Annotated in this window: 16 protein-coding genes; 11 read left to right on the top strand and 5 right to left on the bottom strand. The window is 70.4% G+C overall.

Going from position 1 to position 14,893, the window contains the following annotated elements:
• The first annotated feature begins 57 nt into the window (after positions 1–57).
• The 6 genes from ACGFMK_RS01020 to ACGFMK_RS00995 all read left to right on the top strand — a co-directional run bounded on the left by ACGFMK_RS01020 (position 58) and on the right by ACGFMK_RS00995 (position 6,340).
• A complete protein-coding gene (locus ACGFMK_RS01020; RefSeq protein WP_392757540.1) occupies positions 58–1,074 on the top strand; it encodes an ABC transporter ATP-binding protein in 1,017 nt (338 codons plus the stop codon).
• Complete coding sequence (locus ACGFMK_RS01015) at positions 1,071–2,051, top strand: ABC transporter permease (protein ID WP_392755906.1); 981 nt, start codon at positions 1,071–1,073, stop codon at positions 2,049–2,051. The genes ACGFMK_RS01020 and ACGFMK_RS01015 overlap by 4 nt, the downstream gene beginning before the upstream one ends.
• A gap of 1 nt (position 2,052) precedes the next feature.
• Positions 2,053–3,048 (top strand): ABC transporter permease, encoded by a 996-nt coding sequence (locus ACGFMK_RS01010; RefSeq protein ID WP_323323993.1) that lies wholly within the window; start codon positions 2,053–2,055, stop codon positions 3,046–3,048.
• Positions 3,045–4,037, top strand: coding sequence for an ABC transporter ATP-binding protein (locus tag ACGFMK_RS01005; RefSeq protein WP_392755904.1), 993 nt, complete (start codon positions 3,045–3,047; stop codon positions 4,035–4,037). The genes ACGFMK_RS01010 and ACGFMK_RS01005 overlap by 4 nt, the downstream gene beginning before the upstream one ends.
• A 41-nt stretch (positions 4,038–4,078) precedes the next feature.
• On the top strand, positions 4,079–5,482 hold the full coding sequence (locus tag ACGFMK_RS01000; RefSeq protein WP_392755902.1) for a GH1 family beta-glucosidase: 1,404 nt from the start codon (positions 4,079–4,081) through the stop codon (positions 5,480–5,482).
• A 165-nt stretch (positions 5,483–5,647) separates the two neighbouring features.
• A complete protein-coding gene (locus ACGFMK_RS00995; protein ID WP_392755900.1) occupies positions 5,648–6,340 on the top strand; it encodes a DUF2306 domain-containing protein in 693 nt (230 codons plus the stop codon).
• On the opposite strand, the gene ACGFMK_RS00990 is transcribed toward ACGFMK_RS00995, so the two are convergent.
• Positions 6,297–7,451, bottom strand: a complete 1,155-nt coding sequence (locus ACGFMK_RS00990; protein ID WP_392755898.1) for an acyl-CoA dehydrogenase family protein — start codon at positions 7,449–7,451, stop codon at positions 6,297–6,299. The genes ACGFMK_RS00995 and ACGFMK_RS00990 overlap by 44 nt on opposite strands.
• The gene (locus ACGFMK_RS00985) at positions 7,448–9,790 is read right to left on the bottom strand and encodes a bifunctional salicylyl-CoA 5-hydroxylase/oxidoreductase (protein ID WP_392755896.1); all 2,343 of its coding nucleotides are present in this window, start codon (positions 9,788–9,790) and stop codon (positions 7,448–7,450) included. Before ACGFMK_RS00985 ends, ACGFMK_RS00990 begins: the two co-directional genes overlap by 4 nt.
• A 66-nt stretch (positions 9,791–9,856) precedes the next feature.
• On the opposite strand from ACGFMK_RS00985, the gene ACGFMK_RS00980 reads away from it, so the two are divergent.
• The gene (locus ACGFMK_RS00980; RefSeq protein WP_392755894.1) at positions 9,857–10,252 is read left to right on the top strand and encodes a RidA family protein; all 396 of its coding nucleotides are present in this window, start codon (positions 9,857–9,859) and stop codon (positions 10,250–10,252) included.
• Here ACGFMK_RS00980 and ACGFMK_RS00975 read toward each other — a convergent pair.
• Positions 10,239–11,093 (bottom strand): PaaX family transcriptional regulator C-terminal domain-containing protein, encoded by an 855-nt coding sequence (locus tag ACGFMK_RS00975; RefSeq protein WP_392755892.1) that lies wholly within the window; start codon positions 11,091–11,093, stop codon positions 10,239–10,241. The two genes, ACGFMK_RS00980 and ACGFMK_RS00975, sit on opposite strands and share 14 nt — an antisense overlap.
• Positions 11,094–11,144: 51 nt before the next feature.
• Between ACGFMK_RS00975 and ACGFMK_RS00970 the strand changes: the two genes are divergently transcribed.
• From ACGFMK_RS00970 to ACGFMK_RS00960, 3 genes are read left to right on the top strand one after another with little or no spacing between them, the layout of a single operon-like run.
• A complete protein-coding gene (locus ACGFMK_RS00970; protein ID WP_392755890.1) occupies positions 11,145–11,822 on the top strand; it encodes a GNAT family N-acetyltransferase in 678 nt (225 codons plus the stop codon).
• Positions 11,823–11,880: 58 nt separating this feature from the next.
• Positions 11,881–12,651 (top strand): hypothetical protein, encoded by a 771-nt coding sequence (locus tag ACGFMK_RS00965; RefSeq protein ID WP_392755888.1) that lies wholly within the window; start codon positions 11,881–11,883, stop codon positions 12,649–12,651.
• 37 nt (positions 12,652–12,688) lie between these two features.
• Positions 12,689–13,048 carry a PLDc N-terminal domain-containing protein gene (locus ACGFMK_RS00960; RefSeq protein ID WP_392755886.1) on the top strand — a complete coding sequence of 120 codons (360 nt, stop codon included), beginning with the start codon at positions 12,689–12,691 and terminating at the stop codon, positions 13,046–13,048.
• A 163-nt stretch (positions 13,049–13,211) separates the two neighbouring features.
• On the opposite strand, the gene ACGFMK_RS00955 is transcribed toward ACGFMK_RS00960, so the two are convergent.
• Positions 13,212–13,676 carry a MarR family winged helix-turn-helix transcriptional regulator gene (locus ACGFMK_RS00955; RefSeq protein ID WP_392755883.1) on the bottom strand — a complete coding sequence of 155 codons (465 nt, stop codon included), beginning with the start codon at positions 13,674–13,676 and terminating at the stop codon, positions 13,212–13,214.
• 146 nt (positions 13,677–13,822) lie between these two features.
• Between ACGFMK_RS00955 and ACGFMK_RS00950 the strand changes: the two genes are divergently transcribed.
• Positions 13,823–14,218, top strand: a complete 396-nt coding sequence (locus ACGFMK_RS00950) for a nitroreductase family deazaflavin-dependent oxidoreductase (protein ID WP_392755880.1) — start codon at positions 13,823–13,825, stop codon at positions 14,216–14,218.
• Here the strand turns inward: ACGFMK_RS00950 and ACGFMK_RS00945 are convergent.
• Positions 14,190–14,873: an acyltransferase family protein gene (locus tag ACGFMK_RS00945; RefSeq protein WP_392757583.1), complete on the bottom strand. Its 684-nt coding sequence runs from the start codon at positions 14,871–14,873 to the stop codon at positions 14,190–14,192. The genes ACGFMK_RS00950 and ACGFMK_RS00945 overlap by 29 nt on opposite strands.
• Between the last annotated feature and the right edge of the window lie 20 nt (positions 14,874–14,893).

The following is a 14,893-nucleotide window of genomic DNA, read 5'->3' as shown; positions in this document are numbered from 1 at the left end:
GCCCCGGCCCCCTCCGATCCGGCCGCCGCCGGGTCGGAGGGGGACACCCCCGGTGCGGTGGTCCTCGAGGCGGAGGGCCTGACCAAGCACTTCCCGGTGCGGCGTAAGGGACGCGCCGGGCTCACCGGCCCGCGCCGCGCCGTCCAGGCCGTCGACGACCTCTCCCTGACGTTGCGGCGGGGGCGCGTCACCGCCCTGGTCGGCGAGTCCGGCTCGGGCAAGTCGACCGTCGCGCGGCTGCTCGCGGGGCTCTACCCGCGCACCGGCGGCGACATCCGGCTGCACGGCGAGACGGTGAACGTGCGGCACGGCAAGGCCTTCCGCGCCTACTGCCGCAAGGTCCAGATGATCTTCCAGGACCCGTTCGCGTCGCTGAACCCGGTGCACACCGTGCGCTACCACCTGACGCGGGCGCTGAAGATCCACGGCCGCGACGGTGAAGACCTGGAGCAGGCGCTGCACGACCTGCTCCTGCGCGTGCAGATGACACCGCCCGAGCGGTACATCGACAAGTTCCCGCACGAGCTCTCCGGTGGCCAGCGCCAGCGCGTCGCGATCGCGCGGGCGCTCGGCGCCGATCCGGAGGCGCTGCTGGCCGACGAGCCGGTGTCCATGTTGGACGTCTCCATCCGGCTCGGCGTGCTGAACCTGTTGCGGGACCTGAAGGAACGGCTGCACCTGGCGATCCTCTACATCACCCACGACATCGCGTCGGCCCGCTACTTCGCCGACGAGACGATGGTGATGTACGCCGGCCGGATGGTCGAAGGCGGCGACAGCGAGACGATCACGCAGCGTCCGGCGCACCCGTACACGCGCCTGCTCATCGACTCCGCCCCCGACCCGGACCGGCTGGTCGGCGGCAGCGCCGAGCTGGACCCGGGTGAGGTGCCGGCCGAGCGCGGGGCCGGCGAACCGCCGAGCCTGATCGACCCGCCGTCCGGCTGCCGGTTCCACCCGCGCTGCCCGGTGGCGATGGAACGCTGCAAGACCGACCTGCCGCCGCGGTTCGAGGTGGACGACGCACCCGGCCACTGGGCCGCGTGCTGGCTGTACGACGGGGCCGCCCGATGAGGTACCTGCTGCAACGGCTGGCCTTCTACCTCTTCACGGCGTGGGCCGCCGTCACCATCAACTTCTTCATCCCGCGGCTGATCCCCGGTGACCCGGTGCAGTCGCTGATCACGAAGAACCAGGGCACGCTCAGCGCCGACGCCATCCAGTCGCTGTACGTCCTCTTCGGACTGGACAAGAACGAGAGCATGGTGACCCAGTACTTCCACTACTGGGCCCAGCTCTTCCGCGGTGACCTCGGGCTGTCGTTCACGTTCTTCCCGACCCCGGTCACCGAGGTGCTCGGCGACAGTCTGCCGTGGACGATCATCCTGGTCGGCATCACGACGATCATCGGCTTCGCGATCGGCACCGGCCTCGGCGTGGTCGCCGGCTGGAAGCGCGGTTCGTGGGTCGACGGGCTGCTGCCGGTGACGACGTTCCTCTCGTCGGTGCCGTACTTCTGGCTCGGCCTGATCGCCCTGACGCTGCTGGCCGGGCCGGGGAGCTTCTTCCCGTCGTCCGGCGGGTACGACCCGGGCCTGATCCCCGGCTGGGACCCCGAGTTCATCGGCAGCGCGATCCAGCACAGCCTGCTGCCCGCGGTCACCATCCTGATCAGCTCGATGGGCAGCTGGATCCTGGGCATGCGCAACATGATGGTGACCGTCGCGTCCGAGGACTACGTCACCGTCGCGCACGCCAAGGGCCTGCCCGAGCGCCGGGTCGCGGTCGGCTACGCGGCGCGCAACGCGCTGCTGCCGAGCGTTTCCGGCTTCGCGCTGGCGCTGGGCTTCATCGTCGGCGGCACGCTGCTGGTGGAGATCGTGTTCTCCTACCCCGGGGTCGGCTTCGAGCTGTTCCAGGCGGTCGGCTCGCAGGACTACCCGCTGATGCAGGGCATCTTCCTGATCATCACGCTGTCGGTGCTGGTGGCGAACCTCCTCGCGGACGTCGCCTACCTCGCGCTCGACCCGCGGACCCGGAAGGCGGGCTGACATGGCGGTACCAGCAGCGGACGTCAAGGCCGCCCAGGCCCTCCCGGTCGACGCCATCGCCGGGCGCGCCAAGCGGCGCCGGTTCCGGTTCCTCACCGGCGGCAAGACGATCACCGGGCTCAGCGTCATCGTGTTCTTCCTGATCATCGCGGTGATCGGCGAGTGGATCGCGCCGTTCGACCCGTCGGCCCGCAGCAACGACCTGCTCGAAGGGCCGTCGGGGCGGCACTGGTTCGGCACCACGCACCTCGGCCAGGACATCTTCAGCCAGGTCCTGGTCGGCACGCGCAGCGTCATGCTGGTCGGCCTGACCGCGGGTGTGGTGGCGACGATCCTCGCGGTCATCGTCGGCGTGACGTCCGGCTACCTCGGCGGGACGCCGGGTGAAGGGCTTTCCGCACTGTCCAACGTGTTCCTGGTGATCCCGGCGCTGCCGCTGATCATCATCATCGGCAGCGCGCTGCCCAGCGGGGGTGACTACCTGGTGGCGGTGGTCATCGGGTTCACGTCGTGGGCGTGGGGCGCGCGAGTCCTGCGGGCACAGACACTTTCCTTGAGAGGCCGGGAGTACGTCGAAGCGGCGCGCGCCACCGGCGAGTCGACGTGGCGGATCATCTTCTTCGAGATCCTGCCGAACCTCACCGCGGTCATCGCGTCGAGCTTCGTCGGCACGGTGATCTTCGCCGTGATGTCGGAGATCACGCTGGCGTTCGTCGGCGTCTCGAGTTTTTCGAACTGGAACTGGGGCACGATCCTGTTCTGGGCGCAGAGCCAGCAGGCGCTGGCCCAGGGCGCCTGGTGGTGGTTCGTGCCGGCCGGGCTGGCGATCGCCGTCCTCGGCACCGCGTTGTCCCTGCTGAACTTCGGCATCGACGAGTTCGTCAGCCCGCGGTTGCGCGGCAGTGGCAAGGCGAAGGTGCGGGACATCCACGGGCGCACCCAGCGCATGCGAGTGGGCTTCACGCCCGTGCTCGGGCGGGAGGAACAGGCATCATGACACCGGTCCTGGAGATCAAGGGCCTCGACGTCGACTACGGCGTCGGCGACGAGGCCGTGCGCGCGGTGCGTGACGTGCACCTCACGCTCAACCGCGGCGAAGTCCTCGGCCTGGCCGGGGAAAGCGGCAGCGGTAAGTCCACTTTGGCCTACGGGCTGACCCGGCTGCTCGCGCCGCCGGGCGTGATCCGCGGCGGCGAGGTGATCTACCACCCCGAGAACGCCGAGCCGTACGACGTCCTGAAGCTGACCCACAAGCAGCTGCGGGACTTCCGCTGGGCCGAGACGTCCATCGTGTTCCAGGGTGCGATGAACTCCCTGAACCCGGTGCACAAGGTCGTCACCCAGCTCGTCGACGTCATCAAGGCGCACGAGCCGGACACGACCCGCGCCGGGCGTGCCGCCCGGGCGAAGGACCTGCTGAAGCTCGTCGGCATTTCGGCCGACCGGCTGGAGGCCTACCCGCACCAGCTCTCGGGTGGCATGCGCCAGCGCGTGATGATCGCGATGGCCCTGGCGCTCGAACCGCGCGTGGTCATCATGGACGAGCCGACCACCGCGCTGGACGTCGTGATGCAGCGCCAGATCCTCGGCCAGCTCGTGGAACTGCGCGAACGGCTGGGCTTCTCGGTCCTGTTCATCACGCACGACCTTTCGCTGCTGGTCGAGTTCTCGGACCGGATCGCGATCATGTACGGCGGCCGGATCGTCGAACAGGCGCCGGCGTCGGCGCTCTACCGCGACGCGCTCCACCCGTACAGCTACGGCCTGCTGAACTCGTTCCCCGCCCTGCGGGGGCCGCGACGCGAGCTCAGCGGGATCCCGGGATCCCCACCGGACACGCGCGGGATGCCCGCCGGCTGCGCGTTCCACCCGCGGTGCCCCAAGGCCTTCGAGCCGTGCGACTCGAAGATCCCCGTGCTGGGCCTGCCCGGCGGGGACACTTCGCGCGAAGTGGCGTGCTTCCTGCACCCCGTCGCCACCCCCTGAACGCCGTCTGCCCTGTCCGGTACCACTGGAGGAGACCTGCCTTGACCGAGACCACAGCCGCGACCGCCGAGCAGCAGGCGTTGATCGACAGCCTGCCGCAGGACTTCCGCTGGGGCGTGGCCACCGCCGCGTACCAGATCGAAGGGGCGGTTTCCGAAGACGGGCGCACACCGTCCATTTGGGACACTTTCTGCCAGGTCCCGTGGGCGATCGACAACAATGACAACGGTGACATCGCCTGCGACCACTACCACCGGATGCCCGCGGACATCGGCCTGGTCGACGAGCTGGGCGCCGACACCTACCGGTTTTCCGTGGCGTGGCCCCGGGTCCAGCCGCGCGGCCGCGGGCCCGTCAACGAGGCCGGCATCGGCTTCTACGACCGGCTGGTCGACGAGACGCTCGGCAAGGGCATCACGCCGTGGCTGACGCTCTACCACTGGGACCTGCCGCAGGAGCTCGAGGACGCGGGCGGCTGGCCGGCACGCGACACGGCGTACCGCTTCGCGGACTACTCGATGCTGGTGTTCGACCGGCTCAAGGACCGCGTCCGGCACTGGACGACGCTGAACGAGCCGTGGTGCTCGGCGATGCACGGGTACGTGCACGGCGTGATGGCGCCGGGTCGGCGTGACTACGCGGCCGGGCTGCACGCGGTGCACCACCTGCTGCTGGGCCACGGCCTGGCGACGCAGCGGATGCGCGAGGCCGCGCCGCCGGACACCGAGTTCGGGATCACGCTCAACATGTGCACGGCCGACCCCGCCACGGACTCCGAAGAGGACGTTCGCGCGGCGCGTCAGGCGGACGGCCTCGGCGTCCGGATCTACCTGGACCCGCTGGTGCGCGGGGAGTACCCGGAAGACGTGGTGGAGGACCTGGCCGCACGCGGTGTGAAGCTGCCGGTGCAGGACGGCGACCTCGAGATCATCTCGACCCCGCTGGACTTCCTGGGCGTCAACTACTACTTCGGCCAGCAGTTCTCCGGCGTCGACGAGCAGGGCAGCGCGGTCGATTCGGACGGCGTCCCGACGTCCCGCACGGTCCCGTTCGGCGAGCCGACGACGGCGATGGGCTGGGAGATCCTGCCGGGCAAGTTCACCGAGCTGCTGACCCGCCTGGGCCGCGACTACCCGAACCTCCCGATGTACATCACGGAAAACGGCTCGGCCTTCGACGACGACCCGGACTCCGACGGTTTCGTCCGCGACGAGCAGCGCACGGCGTACCTGGCCTCGCACATCGCGGCGGTGGCGGCAGCCCGTGAGGCGGGCGCGGACGTCCGCGGCTACTTCGCGTGGTCCCTTTTGGACAACTTCGAGTGGGCGTACGGCTACGCGAAACGCTTCGGCCTGATCCGCGTGGACTACGAGACGCAGGAGCGCACGATCAAGCAGAGCGGCTACTTCTACCGCGACACGGTGCGCCGGGTCCGCGGCCGCTGAGCAACGTCCGTGAATGGCACATTGAGGGACTCAGAGTCCCTCAATGTGCCATTCACGGCTTTTCGGCGGTAAGGCGGGCCCCACCAGGGTGCAGGTGGTGGGCCCCATGGTCCGGACCCGGGGGTTTCCCTAGCTTCGTAGGGGTAGCCGACCCTTGGGGGAGTCATGAGCGTCCGGACGGAGATCAGCCCCGCGCCTCGGAAGACGACCTGGTGGCGGCGGCCCTGGATCGGGCCGCTCGCCCTGCTCGTGGGCGCCTTTCTCGCCTTCTCGCTACCGCCCTATCTCGCCTTCGAGCCGGCGCGGTCGCGGGTGCCGCAGCCGGACGGGTTTCCCGCGCACTACTGGTTCCTCGTCGCGCACGTGATCTTCGGATCGGTTGCCATGGTGGGCGCTGTGCTGCAGATCTGGCCGTGGCTGCGGCGGACGCACCCGGTTTTCCACCGTTACGCCGGCCGCGCGTACGTCTTCGCCGGGGTGCTGCCGGCCGGGACGATGGCGTTGGTCATCGGGTCGCAGAGCCCGTTCGGTCCGACGACGAGGGTCAGTGACGTCCTCTCGGCGCTGCTCTGGCTCGGGTGCACCTTCGCCGGTTGGCGCGCGGTGCGGGAACGGCGGTTCGGCGACCACCGCCGGTGGATGATCCGTAGTGCGGCGATGACGTTTTCGATTCTCGTCAGCCGCCTCATCAGCCCGATCGCGATGGTCGTGCTGGAGCCCCGGATCCCGACCATGTTCGGAGGCAGTGAGCTGGCCTACTCCCAGAGCGTCGCGGCGATCTCGTCGTGGGGCGGCGTCGCGATCGCGCTCGTCTTCAGTCAGTGGTGGCTCGAGCGGAAGCCAGCCAGCGCGCGATGATCGTCCGCTGGATCTCCGACGCTCCTTCGTAGATGCGCGGGGCGCGGACCTCGCGGTAGAGGTGCTCCAGCAGATGGCCACGCCGCAGGGCTCGCGCGCCGTGCAGCTGCACGGCCGAGTCGACGACGAACTGCGCGGCCTCGGTGGCGAACAGCTTCGCCATCGCCGCACGTCCGCCGAGGTTCTGCTCGCCCGCGTCGTACGCGCCTGCCGCCGCGTAGACCAGAAGCCGCGCGGCTTCCGTGCGCGTCGCCATCTCCGCCAGCGCGTGCGCCACCGCCTGTTGCTTGATCAGCGGGCCACCAAAGGCTTCCCGCTCGCCGGTGTAGTCCACAGTGGCGTCCAGCGCCGCCTGCGCCATCCCGACGGCGAACGCGCCGACGCTCGGCCGGAACAGGTCCAGCGTTCGCATCGCGACGGCGAAGCCGCGGTTCTCCTCACCGAGCAGCTCTTCGCGGCGGACTTCGACGCCGTCGAACGTGACCGTGCCGATCGGGTGCGGGCTGACCAGGTCGAGGTGTTCGCCACCGAGTCCGGGACGGTCGCCGGGGACGACGAACGCGCTGACGCCGCGTGCACCGGCGCCTTCCGTGGTGCGCGCGAAGACCGTGTAGAAGTCGGCTTCGGGCGCGTTGGAGATCCACATTTTCTCGCCCGTGAGGCGCCAGCCGTCGCCGTCGGGCTCGGCCTTCAGGGACAGCGCGGCCGCGTCCGAACCGGCGTCCGGCTCGGTCAGCGCGAACGCCGCGACCGCGTCGCCGGCCGCGACGGCGGGCAGCCACTTCGCGACCTGATCGTCCTGTCCGGACTGGAGCACGGGGTAACTTCCCAGTCCCTGCAAGGCCAATGCCGTCTCGGCCTCGGTGCTGACCGTGGCGAGGGTCTCCCGCAGGATGCACAGGTCCGTCGCGGCCGCCTGGCGTGACGGCTTTCCGTCGGCGACACCGGGGAAAAGCCGCGCGAGGAGGCCGAGTGCGCCCATCCCTTTGAGCAGCGGGCGGTTCACCGCACCCTCCACACCGGACTCGGCGAGCGGGCGCAGCTGCTCCTCGGCCAGTTTCCGCACCTGCGAAGCGAAGGCGAGCTGGTCCGTGTCGAGGGTGAAGGTCATGACGAGGCTCCCGGTCGCCAGCGGGCGTGGGCGGTGCCGGTCGGCCCCGACCGGACGAGGTCCAGCCGCGGTTCCGGGCCGTCGCTGCGGCCGGTCTGCGGCTTGCGGTTGCCCGCGGCGAACGGCTTCGGCCACGGCAGCGGGTAGTCCTGCTCGGCCGCCGCGTGCAACGTCCACTGTGGATCGTAGAGGTGTGTGCGGCCCAGGGCGCACAGGTCCGCGCGCCCGGCCAGGACCAGCGAGTTGACGTCGTCGTACGAAGAGATCGCGCCGACGGCGATCACCGCGATGCCGTACTCCTGCCCGATCTCGTTGCGGATCCGGTCGGCGTACGGTGTCTGGTAGCTGCGGCCGTACTGCGGCTTTTCGTCACAAACCACCTGGCCAGTGGAGACGTCGATGCCCGCGGCACCACGGGAAGCGAACGCGCGGGCGATCTCGACGGCGTCGTCGGCGTCGATCCCGCCGTCCGCCCAGTCGGTCGCCGAGATCCGGACGGTCATCGGCCGCTCGGCGGGCCAAGCCGCGCGGACCGCGTCGAAGACTTCGAGCGGGAAGCGCAGCCGGTTCTCCAGTGAACCGCCGTACTCGTCGGTCCGCCGGTTGGTCAGGGGCGAAAGGAAGGACGAGAGCAGGTAGCCGTGCGCGCAGTGCAGCTCGAGGACGTCGAACCCGGCGCGAGCCGCGGCCTCAGTACAGGCGACGAACTCCGCGCGGATTGACGCCATGTCCGTTGTGGACAGTTCGCGTGGAACCTGGTTCCGTTCGGAGTAGGGCAATGCCGAGGGCGCGCAGACTTCCCAGTTGTCCGACGGCAGTGGCTCGTCGATGCCGTCCCACATGAGCTTCGTCGAACCCTTGCGACCGGAGTGTCCCAACTGGACGCCGATCCGGGCGGCCGACTGGGTGTGCACGAAGTCGACGACCCGCTTCCACCCGGCTTCCTGTTCGGCCGTGTAGAGGCCGCCGCAGCCGGGCGTGATCCGCCCTTCGGGCGAGACGCAGACCATCTCGGTCATCACCAGCCCGGCGCCACCGAGGGCCTTGCTTCCCAGGTGCACCAGGTGGAAGTCGCCCGGCACACCGTCCACAGCGGAGTACATGTCCATCGGCGACACGATGATCCGGTTCGACAGCTCCAGTTCACCGAGCCGGAACGGCTGGAACATCGGCGGCCGCGACGTCGTGCCGAGCGAGCCGGCGAACCAGTGGTCCAGCTCGCCCGCGAACTCCGGGTCGCGCAGGCGGAGGTTGTCGTAGGTGACGCGGCGGCTGCGCGTCAGGATGTTGAACGCGAACTGCGGCGGGTCCTGGTGGGTGTACTGCGCGATGTTCTCGAACCACTCCAGGCTGGCCTGCGCCGCGCGCTGTGTCGACGTCACGACCGGGCGTCGTTCCAGCTCGTACGCCTTGAGCGCCTCCGCGACCCCCGGCTGTTCGTGCAGGCACGCGGCCAGCGCGAGCGCGTCCTCCATCGCCAGCTTCGTGCCGGAGCCGATCGAGAAGTGCGCGGTGTGCGCGGCGTCGCCGAGGAGGACGACGTTGCCGTGCACCCAGGTCTCGCAACGCACGGTGCCGAACGTGACCCACTTCGAGTTGTTCGCCAGCACGCCGTGGCCCTGCAGCACGTCGGCGCACAGCTCGCGAATCAGCGAGATCGACTTCTCGTCGCTCTCGCCCGGCTTGAGCGAGGTCGCCGCGATCGAACCGAACGTCCGCTGCCAGACGTCTTCCTGCACCTCGAGGATGAACGTGCTGCCGTCGCGGCCGTACGGGTAGCCGTGGATCTGCATGATCCCGGCCGGCGTCTCGAGGACGTAGAACTTGAAGGCGTCGAACACCAGATCCGTGCCGAGCCAGATGTAGCGGCACCGGCGCGTCTCGACGCTCGGCCGGAAGTGCTCGGCGAACCGCGACCGCACGGCCGAGTTGACGCCGTCGGCGGCGATGACCAGGTCGTAGCCCGAGAGATCCGCCGGTGCCTCTTCGCGGAAGCGCAGCTCGACGCCGAGTTCGGCGCAGCGGTTCTGCAGGATGCCGAGCAGGCGCTTGCGGCTCATCGCGGCGAAGCCGTGGCCGCCCGAGGTGGTGACGGTGCCGCGGTAGTGCACGTCGATGTCGTCCCAGCGGGCGAACTCGGCGCTCATGGCGTCGTGCACCGTGGCGTCGGCGTGCTCGATGCCGCCCAGCGTCTCGTCGGAGAAGACCACGCCGAAGCCGAAGGTGTCGTCGGGCGCGTTGCGCTCCCAGACCGTGATTTCGTGACCCGGGCCGAGCTGTTTCGTCAGCGCGGCGAAGTACAGGCCCGCCGGGCCGCCGCCGATGACCGCGATACGCACGCCGTCCAGGGTATGTCGTCATGCGTACGACCGTCAATAAGGCGAAAGATGGTCTACGGTGTCCGCATGGAACGCATCAACCCGCCGGAGCTGGGCAAGCCGTCCGGGTTCTCGCACGCGGTGGTCGCCGAGGGCCGGGTCGTCTTCCTCGCCGGGCAGACCGCGCTGGACGCGTCGAACAAGATCGTCGGCGACGGTGTCGTCGCGCAGTTCGAACGCGCGCTCGGCAACCTGCTGACGTCGCTGCGCGCGGCCGGCGGCTCTCCTGCGGATTTGTGCAGCGTGACGATCTACATCGTCGACATGGCGGACTACCGGGCGCACGCACGCGAGATCGGCGCGGTCTGGCGGCGCCTCGCGGGCACCGAGTACCCGGCGATGGCCGGCATCGGCGTCGACCGGCTCTGGGACGAGGAAGCGCTGGTCGAGGTCCAGGGTTTCGCGGTCCTCAGCCGAGGTTGATCGCCCGCGAGACGTACGCGCGGGCCGGGTCCTCCAGCCGGGCGTGCAGCTCGAAGAACAGCTCGGCCGCGCGGATGCCCGACCAGTCGTGCGGCAGGAACTCCGCGGGCAGGCCGGGGTCGAGGTACGGCATCCGCCGCCAGCCGGTGAGCACCCGGACGTAGTCGCCGAAGGCCTCCTCGTCGGCGACGGACTTGCGCCGCTGCCAGCGCCGCAGCGCCGGGCCGTGCTCGTCCAGGAACGTCGTGTACAGCTCGTCGAGCCGGTCGAGGTCCCACCAGTCGCGGACCTTCGCCGCGACGTCGCCGAAGGCCAGGTGGTCGGCCCGGAACAGGTCGGCGTACCCGGAGAGGCCGAGCCGCGTCAGGGCCTCCGCGGTGACGTCGTGCAGGTGCGCCGGCGCGATCCAGACGCCCGAGGCGGCGGTGCCGAAGCCCATCCGGGCGAGCTGGGTGCGCAGCAGGTGGCGCTTGTGGCGCTCGGTCTCCGGCACCGAGAACACCGCGAGCAGCCAGCCGTCGGCCGGGGTCGCGCGCTCGCGGCGGAAGATCCGCTCGTCACCCTCGCGCAGGATCTCGCGGGCGTCGTCGGACAGCTCGTACCCGGCTGTCGCGTTGCGGCGCACCGCCTCGAGGATCCTGCGGCGCTTCAGCCGGGAGATCGACGAGCGCACGGCGGGCTCGTCGACCCCGACGGCGGCCAGCAGGTCGATCAGCGAAGCGACCGAGAGCCAGCCGCCCTCGTTGCGCGAATAGAGGCCGTACACCGTCACGATGAGCTGGCGAGGCTGGGCCGCACGGCCGGAGCCGTCCAGTTCGGTTGCCTCGGGTACGGCCGTCATCCGGCCACAATAACAACCGGCCGCCGGGGGCTCCGCTACGATTTCGCCGCGATGCTGCCAGCCACCAAGGGGATCTTCGACCGGCTCACCCGGCGCGGCCGCCTGATGTCCAAGCGGACCTGCGACCGGCAGGGCCATGTGGTGCGCTCCGGGCCGTTCCTGTTCCGCACGCCCACCGCCTGGGAGTACGCCGCCGCCGTCGCCTGCGGCAGCGATCCCGCCGCGCAGCGCTGGCTCGGCTGGCAGCGTGATTCGATCGTCGCCCGGGGGGCCCGCGCGGACGCGCTGCGGGTCGTGCCCGGCACCGGCCCGGACTGGGTGTCGCCCGATCCGCAGTCGATCGACCTGGTGATGATCGACGTCGAGGCCGGCCGCTGCGTCGGCCTGGTCAGCGTGCACACCGGCGAGGACGGCGGCCCGGAGACCGGCGGCTACCTCGCCCCGGACTACCGCGGCCGCGGCATCGGCCGGGTGCTCTTCGCCGCCGGGCTGACCCTGGCGCACGATCACCTGGGCCTGCCGCGGGTGCGGGCGGGCGCCGAGGTGGGCAACGTCGCGAGCGCGCGGTCGCTGCAGGCCGCCGGGCTGGCCCGCGTGGCCGGCCCGCCGACGTACCGGTTGCCCGACGGCCGGGTCACCGAGGCGTGGTGGTTCCAGCACGACGTCCCGCGGGTGACGCGCTGCGCCGGCCCGCAGGCGACGTGGTTCCCGGCGTCCTCGGTGCTCTGACTGCCGGTGCTCCGAAACTTCGGCGGGCGCCGACGCTTCCCTCGCCTACGGTCGCCGCATGACCCAGCTGACCGCTCCGGTGCCCGCCGTTCCCGCCGACGTCCCGATCGGCGGTGTCGCCTGGCTGCGCGCGTCCGTCGCGCGTTTCAGCAACGGCTCCGATCATGCCCGGCGGCGGTCCCTGGCGGTTGATCTGCTCGCCGACGTCGAACCGGAATCGTTGCGGGACAAGGCTTTCGCATGGACGCGGCGGATCATGGCGGACGTCGAAGACGTCGACGTGATGGCCGTGATCGCCCGGCCGGTGCCGGTCGGCGTGCTCGCGGAGGCGCTCGGGCTGCCCGACGTCTCGGCGGAGGTGGCGCTGGTCGCGGCCGCGTACCACCCGCACGTCACGCCGTCGGACGCGGCGGAGGCGGCGATGTCACGGCTGATCGAGGCGTGCGGCGGAGCCACCGAACTCGCGGCCGCGCGGATCGGCCTGCTGGTCCAGGCCTGCGACGCCACGGCCGGCCTCATCGGCAACGCGCTTTCCGCGTCACTGGCCGGAAAACCGGGCGAGCTCCTGGCCGACCCGCCGGTGTTGCGCACCCGCCGCCGGATCGGCGGCGAGGACGTCACGGTCGAACTGAGCGGGACGCCGTTCGGTGCCGGGCCACGGGAATGCCCGGGTCCGGCGCACGCGATCGCGCTCGCCACCGGCGTTCTCGAGGCGCTGCGCGGTTTTCGCCTGACAGAAGCGGAAACGGCGTGGGTGTCGTCGCCGAATCTCCGGATGCCCGCGGTACTGCGGGTGACCCGCGGAAGTTCCGCTGGTGGCCTCTGCTAGAACTACCGCGTTCATTTGTCTGGGGGAAGGCCGGAAATTGCTGTACATGGATGGGCTGCTCGGCTTCGTCACGCTCGGGTTGTGGATCTTCTGTCTGGTCGACGTGATCACCACGGACGAGTCGTCGTGCCGCAACCTGCCGAAGATGTTGTGGCTGCTGCTCGTGGTGCTGGTGCCGCTGGTCGGCTCGATCGTCTGGCTGGTCGCGGGCCGTCCGCAGCAGGTGTCGCGCGCCACCGGCCGCTACGAGCGCAACGCGCCCGCGTTCCCGGAGTACGACCGGCCGGGCCGCTTCGCGGCGACGAGCGCGGACGACGACGAGGAGTTCCTCCGCAAGTGCCGCGAACGCGCGGAGGCACAGCGGAAGCTGGCCCGTGAGAAGGGCAGCGACGACTGAGCCGAGTCGTCCGTCCAGGTACGCGTGTCGTCCGCCTGAGTACGCGTGTCGTCCGTTGTGTCACGCGCGATGGCGGTGGTGCCCGGCCGCGGGCGTACCTGCGTGGACGACACGGGTACCCAGCGGGACGACACGCGTACCTGGATGGACGACACGGGTTGAGTCAGCAGGTGGGGCTTTCGCAGGTGCCGCGTTCGTAGGCCTCCAGCGTCGAGATCACCAGCTTGCGCTCGGCCGGCGTCAGCGGGGCCAGGGCGTTGCTCCAGGCCTGCGCGCCGCGGGCCAGCCAGGCGTCGACGGCCGGGCGCTTGTCCGGCGTGATGCTGACGATCGTGCGGCGGCGGTCGGCCGGGTCCTCGTCGCGGTTGAGCACGCCCTGGCGGCTGAGGTCGCCGACCATCAGGCTCGCCGTCGTCGGCGCGACCTCGAGGCGGCCGGCGAGTTCGGTGACCGTCATCGGGCCGTCGAAGAGCAAGTAGGACAGCAGCGAGAGGTGGCGAGGCGCCAGCGCGCAGCCGTCGAGCTCGTCGGGGACCGGAGTGCGCTTCGCCCGGCCGACCAGGCGCGGCATGAGCAGCAGGAGTTGCCGCACGCCGTCCTCGACACTCAGGCCGGCTTCCGTTGACATCGCACTCCTCCCGTCGGTAGCTTTGTTTGCAAAACAAACGCTTCGATTGCTCCCGAGCCTACCTCGGGGGCACCGATCGAGCGTACCGGCAAGAAACAGGGGTCGAGATGACGTCCGAGGTTCCGGGGTTGGCCGAAGTTCGCGAGATGAACAAGGGGGTCATCGAGGAGTTCCGCGCGAACGCGGGCATCGTCGGCGGCATGTTCGAGGGCAAGAACGTGCTGCTGCTCACGACGATCGGGGCGAAGAGCGGCGAAGAGCGCCTGTCCCCGCTGGCCTTCACCCGCGACGGCGACCGCATCGTGATCGCCGCGTCCATGGGCGGCGCGCCGAAGAACCCGGCCTGGTTCCACAACCTGGTCGCGAACCCGAAGGTCACCGTCGAGATCGGCACGGAGAAGTTCGAGGCGACGGCCACGGTGATCGCCGACCGCGCGGAGCGCGACCGCCTCTACGCGGGCATGATCGCCCACGCTGAGGGCTTCGCCGAATACGAGAAGAAGACGGACCGGATCATCCCGATCGTGGTCCTGGAGCGCTAGGAAACCGACGCCGTCGGGGGCTCGGCGCGGGGTTCGGCGGGTGGCTGTCGACAGCCTCCCGCTCCTCGCGCCGGGCTCCCTTCCGGGCGATCACCCGCTTGCCCGCGTTGATCAGGGGCTTCTCCACCCAGCGGTGGATCAGGTCCGCGATCGCCAAGGCGACCAGGAATACCGTCACGCCGGTGACCGTGCGGTTCACCGCAAGCCCCGGCACCGCCTGGACGACCACGAAATGCACCGGGCCCTGCAGCAGGTAGAGCGAGTACGACCGCTCGCCGACGAAGCGCATCGGGGCCGTGCCCAGCAGCCGGCGCAGCGGGCCCGGGCTGACCAGGACGATCAGCAGCAGCATCGTCAGCACCGCGTAGCCGACCAGCAGGAGCATGTTCTGGTTCGTCTCGTGCCACAGGGTGTCGAAGTTCGTGTGCAGCACCGCGAACGCGGCGACGATCGGGATCGCGGCCAGCGGGTGCGTCAGCGGCTTCAGCGCCGCGTATCCGCGGCTGTAGTGCAGCAGGATCGCCAGCAGGCAGCCGCCGGCCAGGATGAAGTAGTGGATGGTCGAGGTGTAGAGCGCGACGGGCGACGACCCGACCGTCCAGCCGCTGGTCACCGGCACCAGCGCCAGCAGCACGACCATCGCGGTGCCGACCATCAGGAAACTTGCGCTTGGCC

Origin of the sequence: Amycolatopsis sp. NPDC049252 (assembly GCF_043197175.1) — a bacterium.
Classification (GTDB): domain Bacteria; phylum Actinomycetota; class Actinomycetes; order Mycobacteriales; family Pseudonocardiaceae; genus Amycolatopsis.
This window is presented reverse-complemented; position numbering and strand designations above follow the sequence as displayed.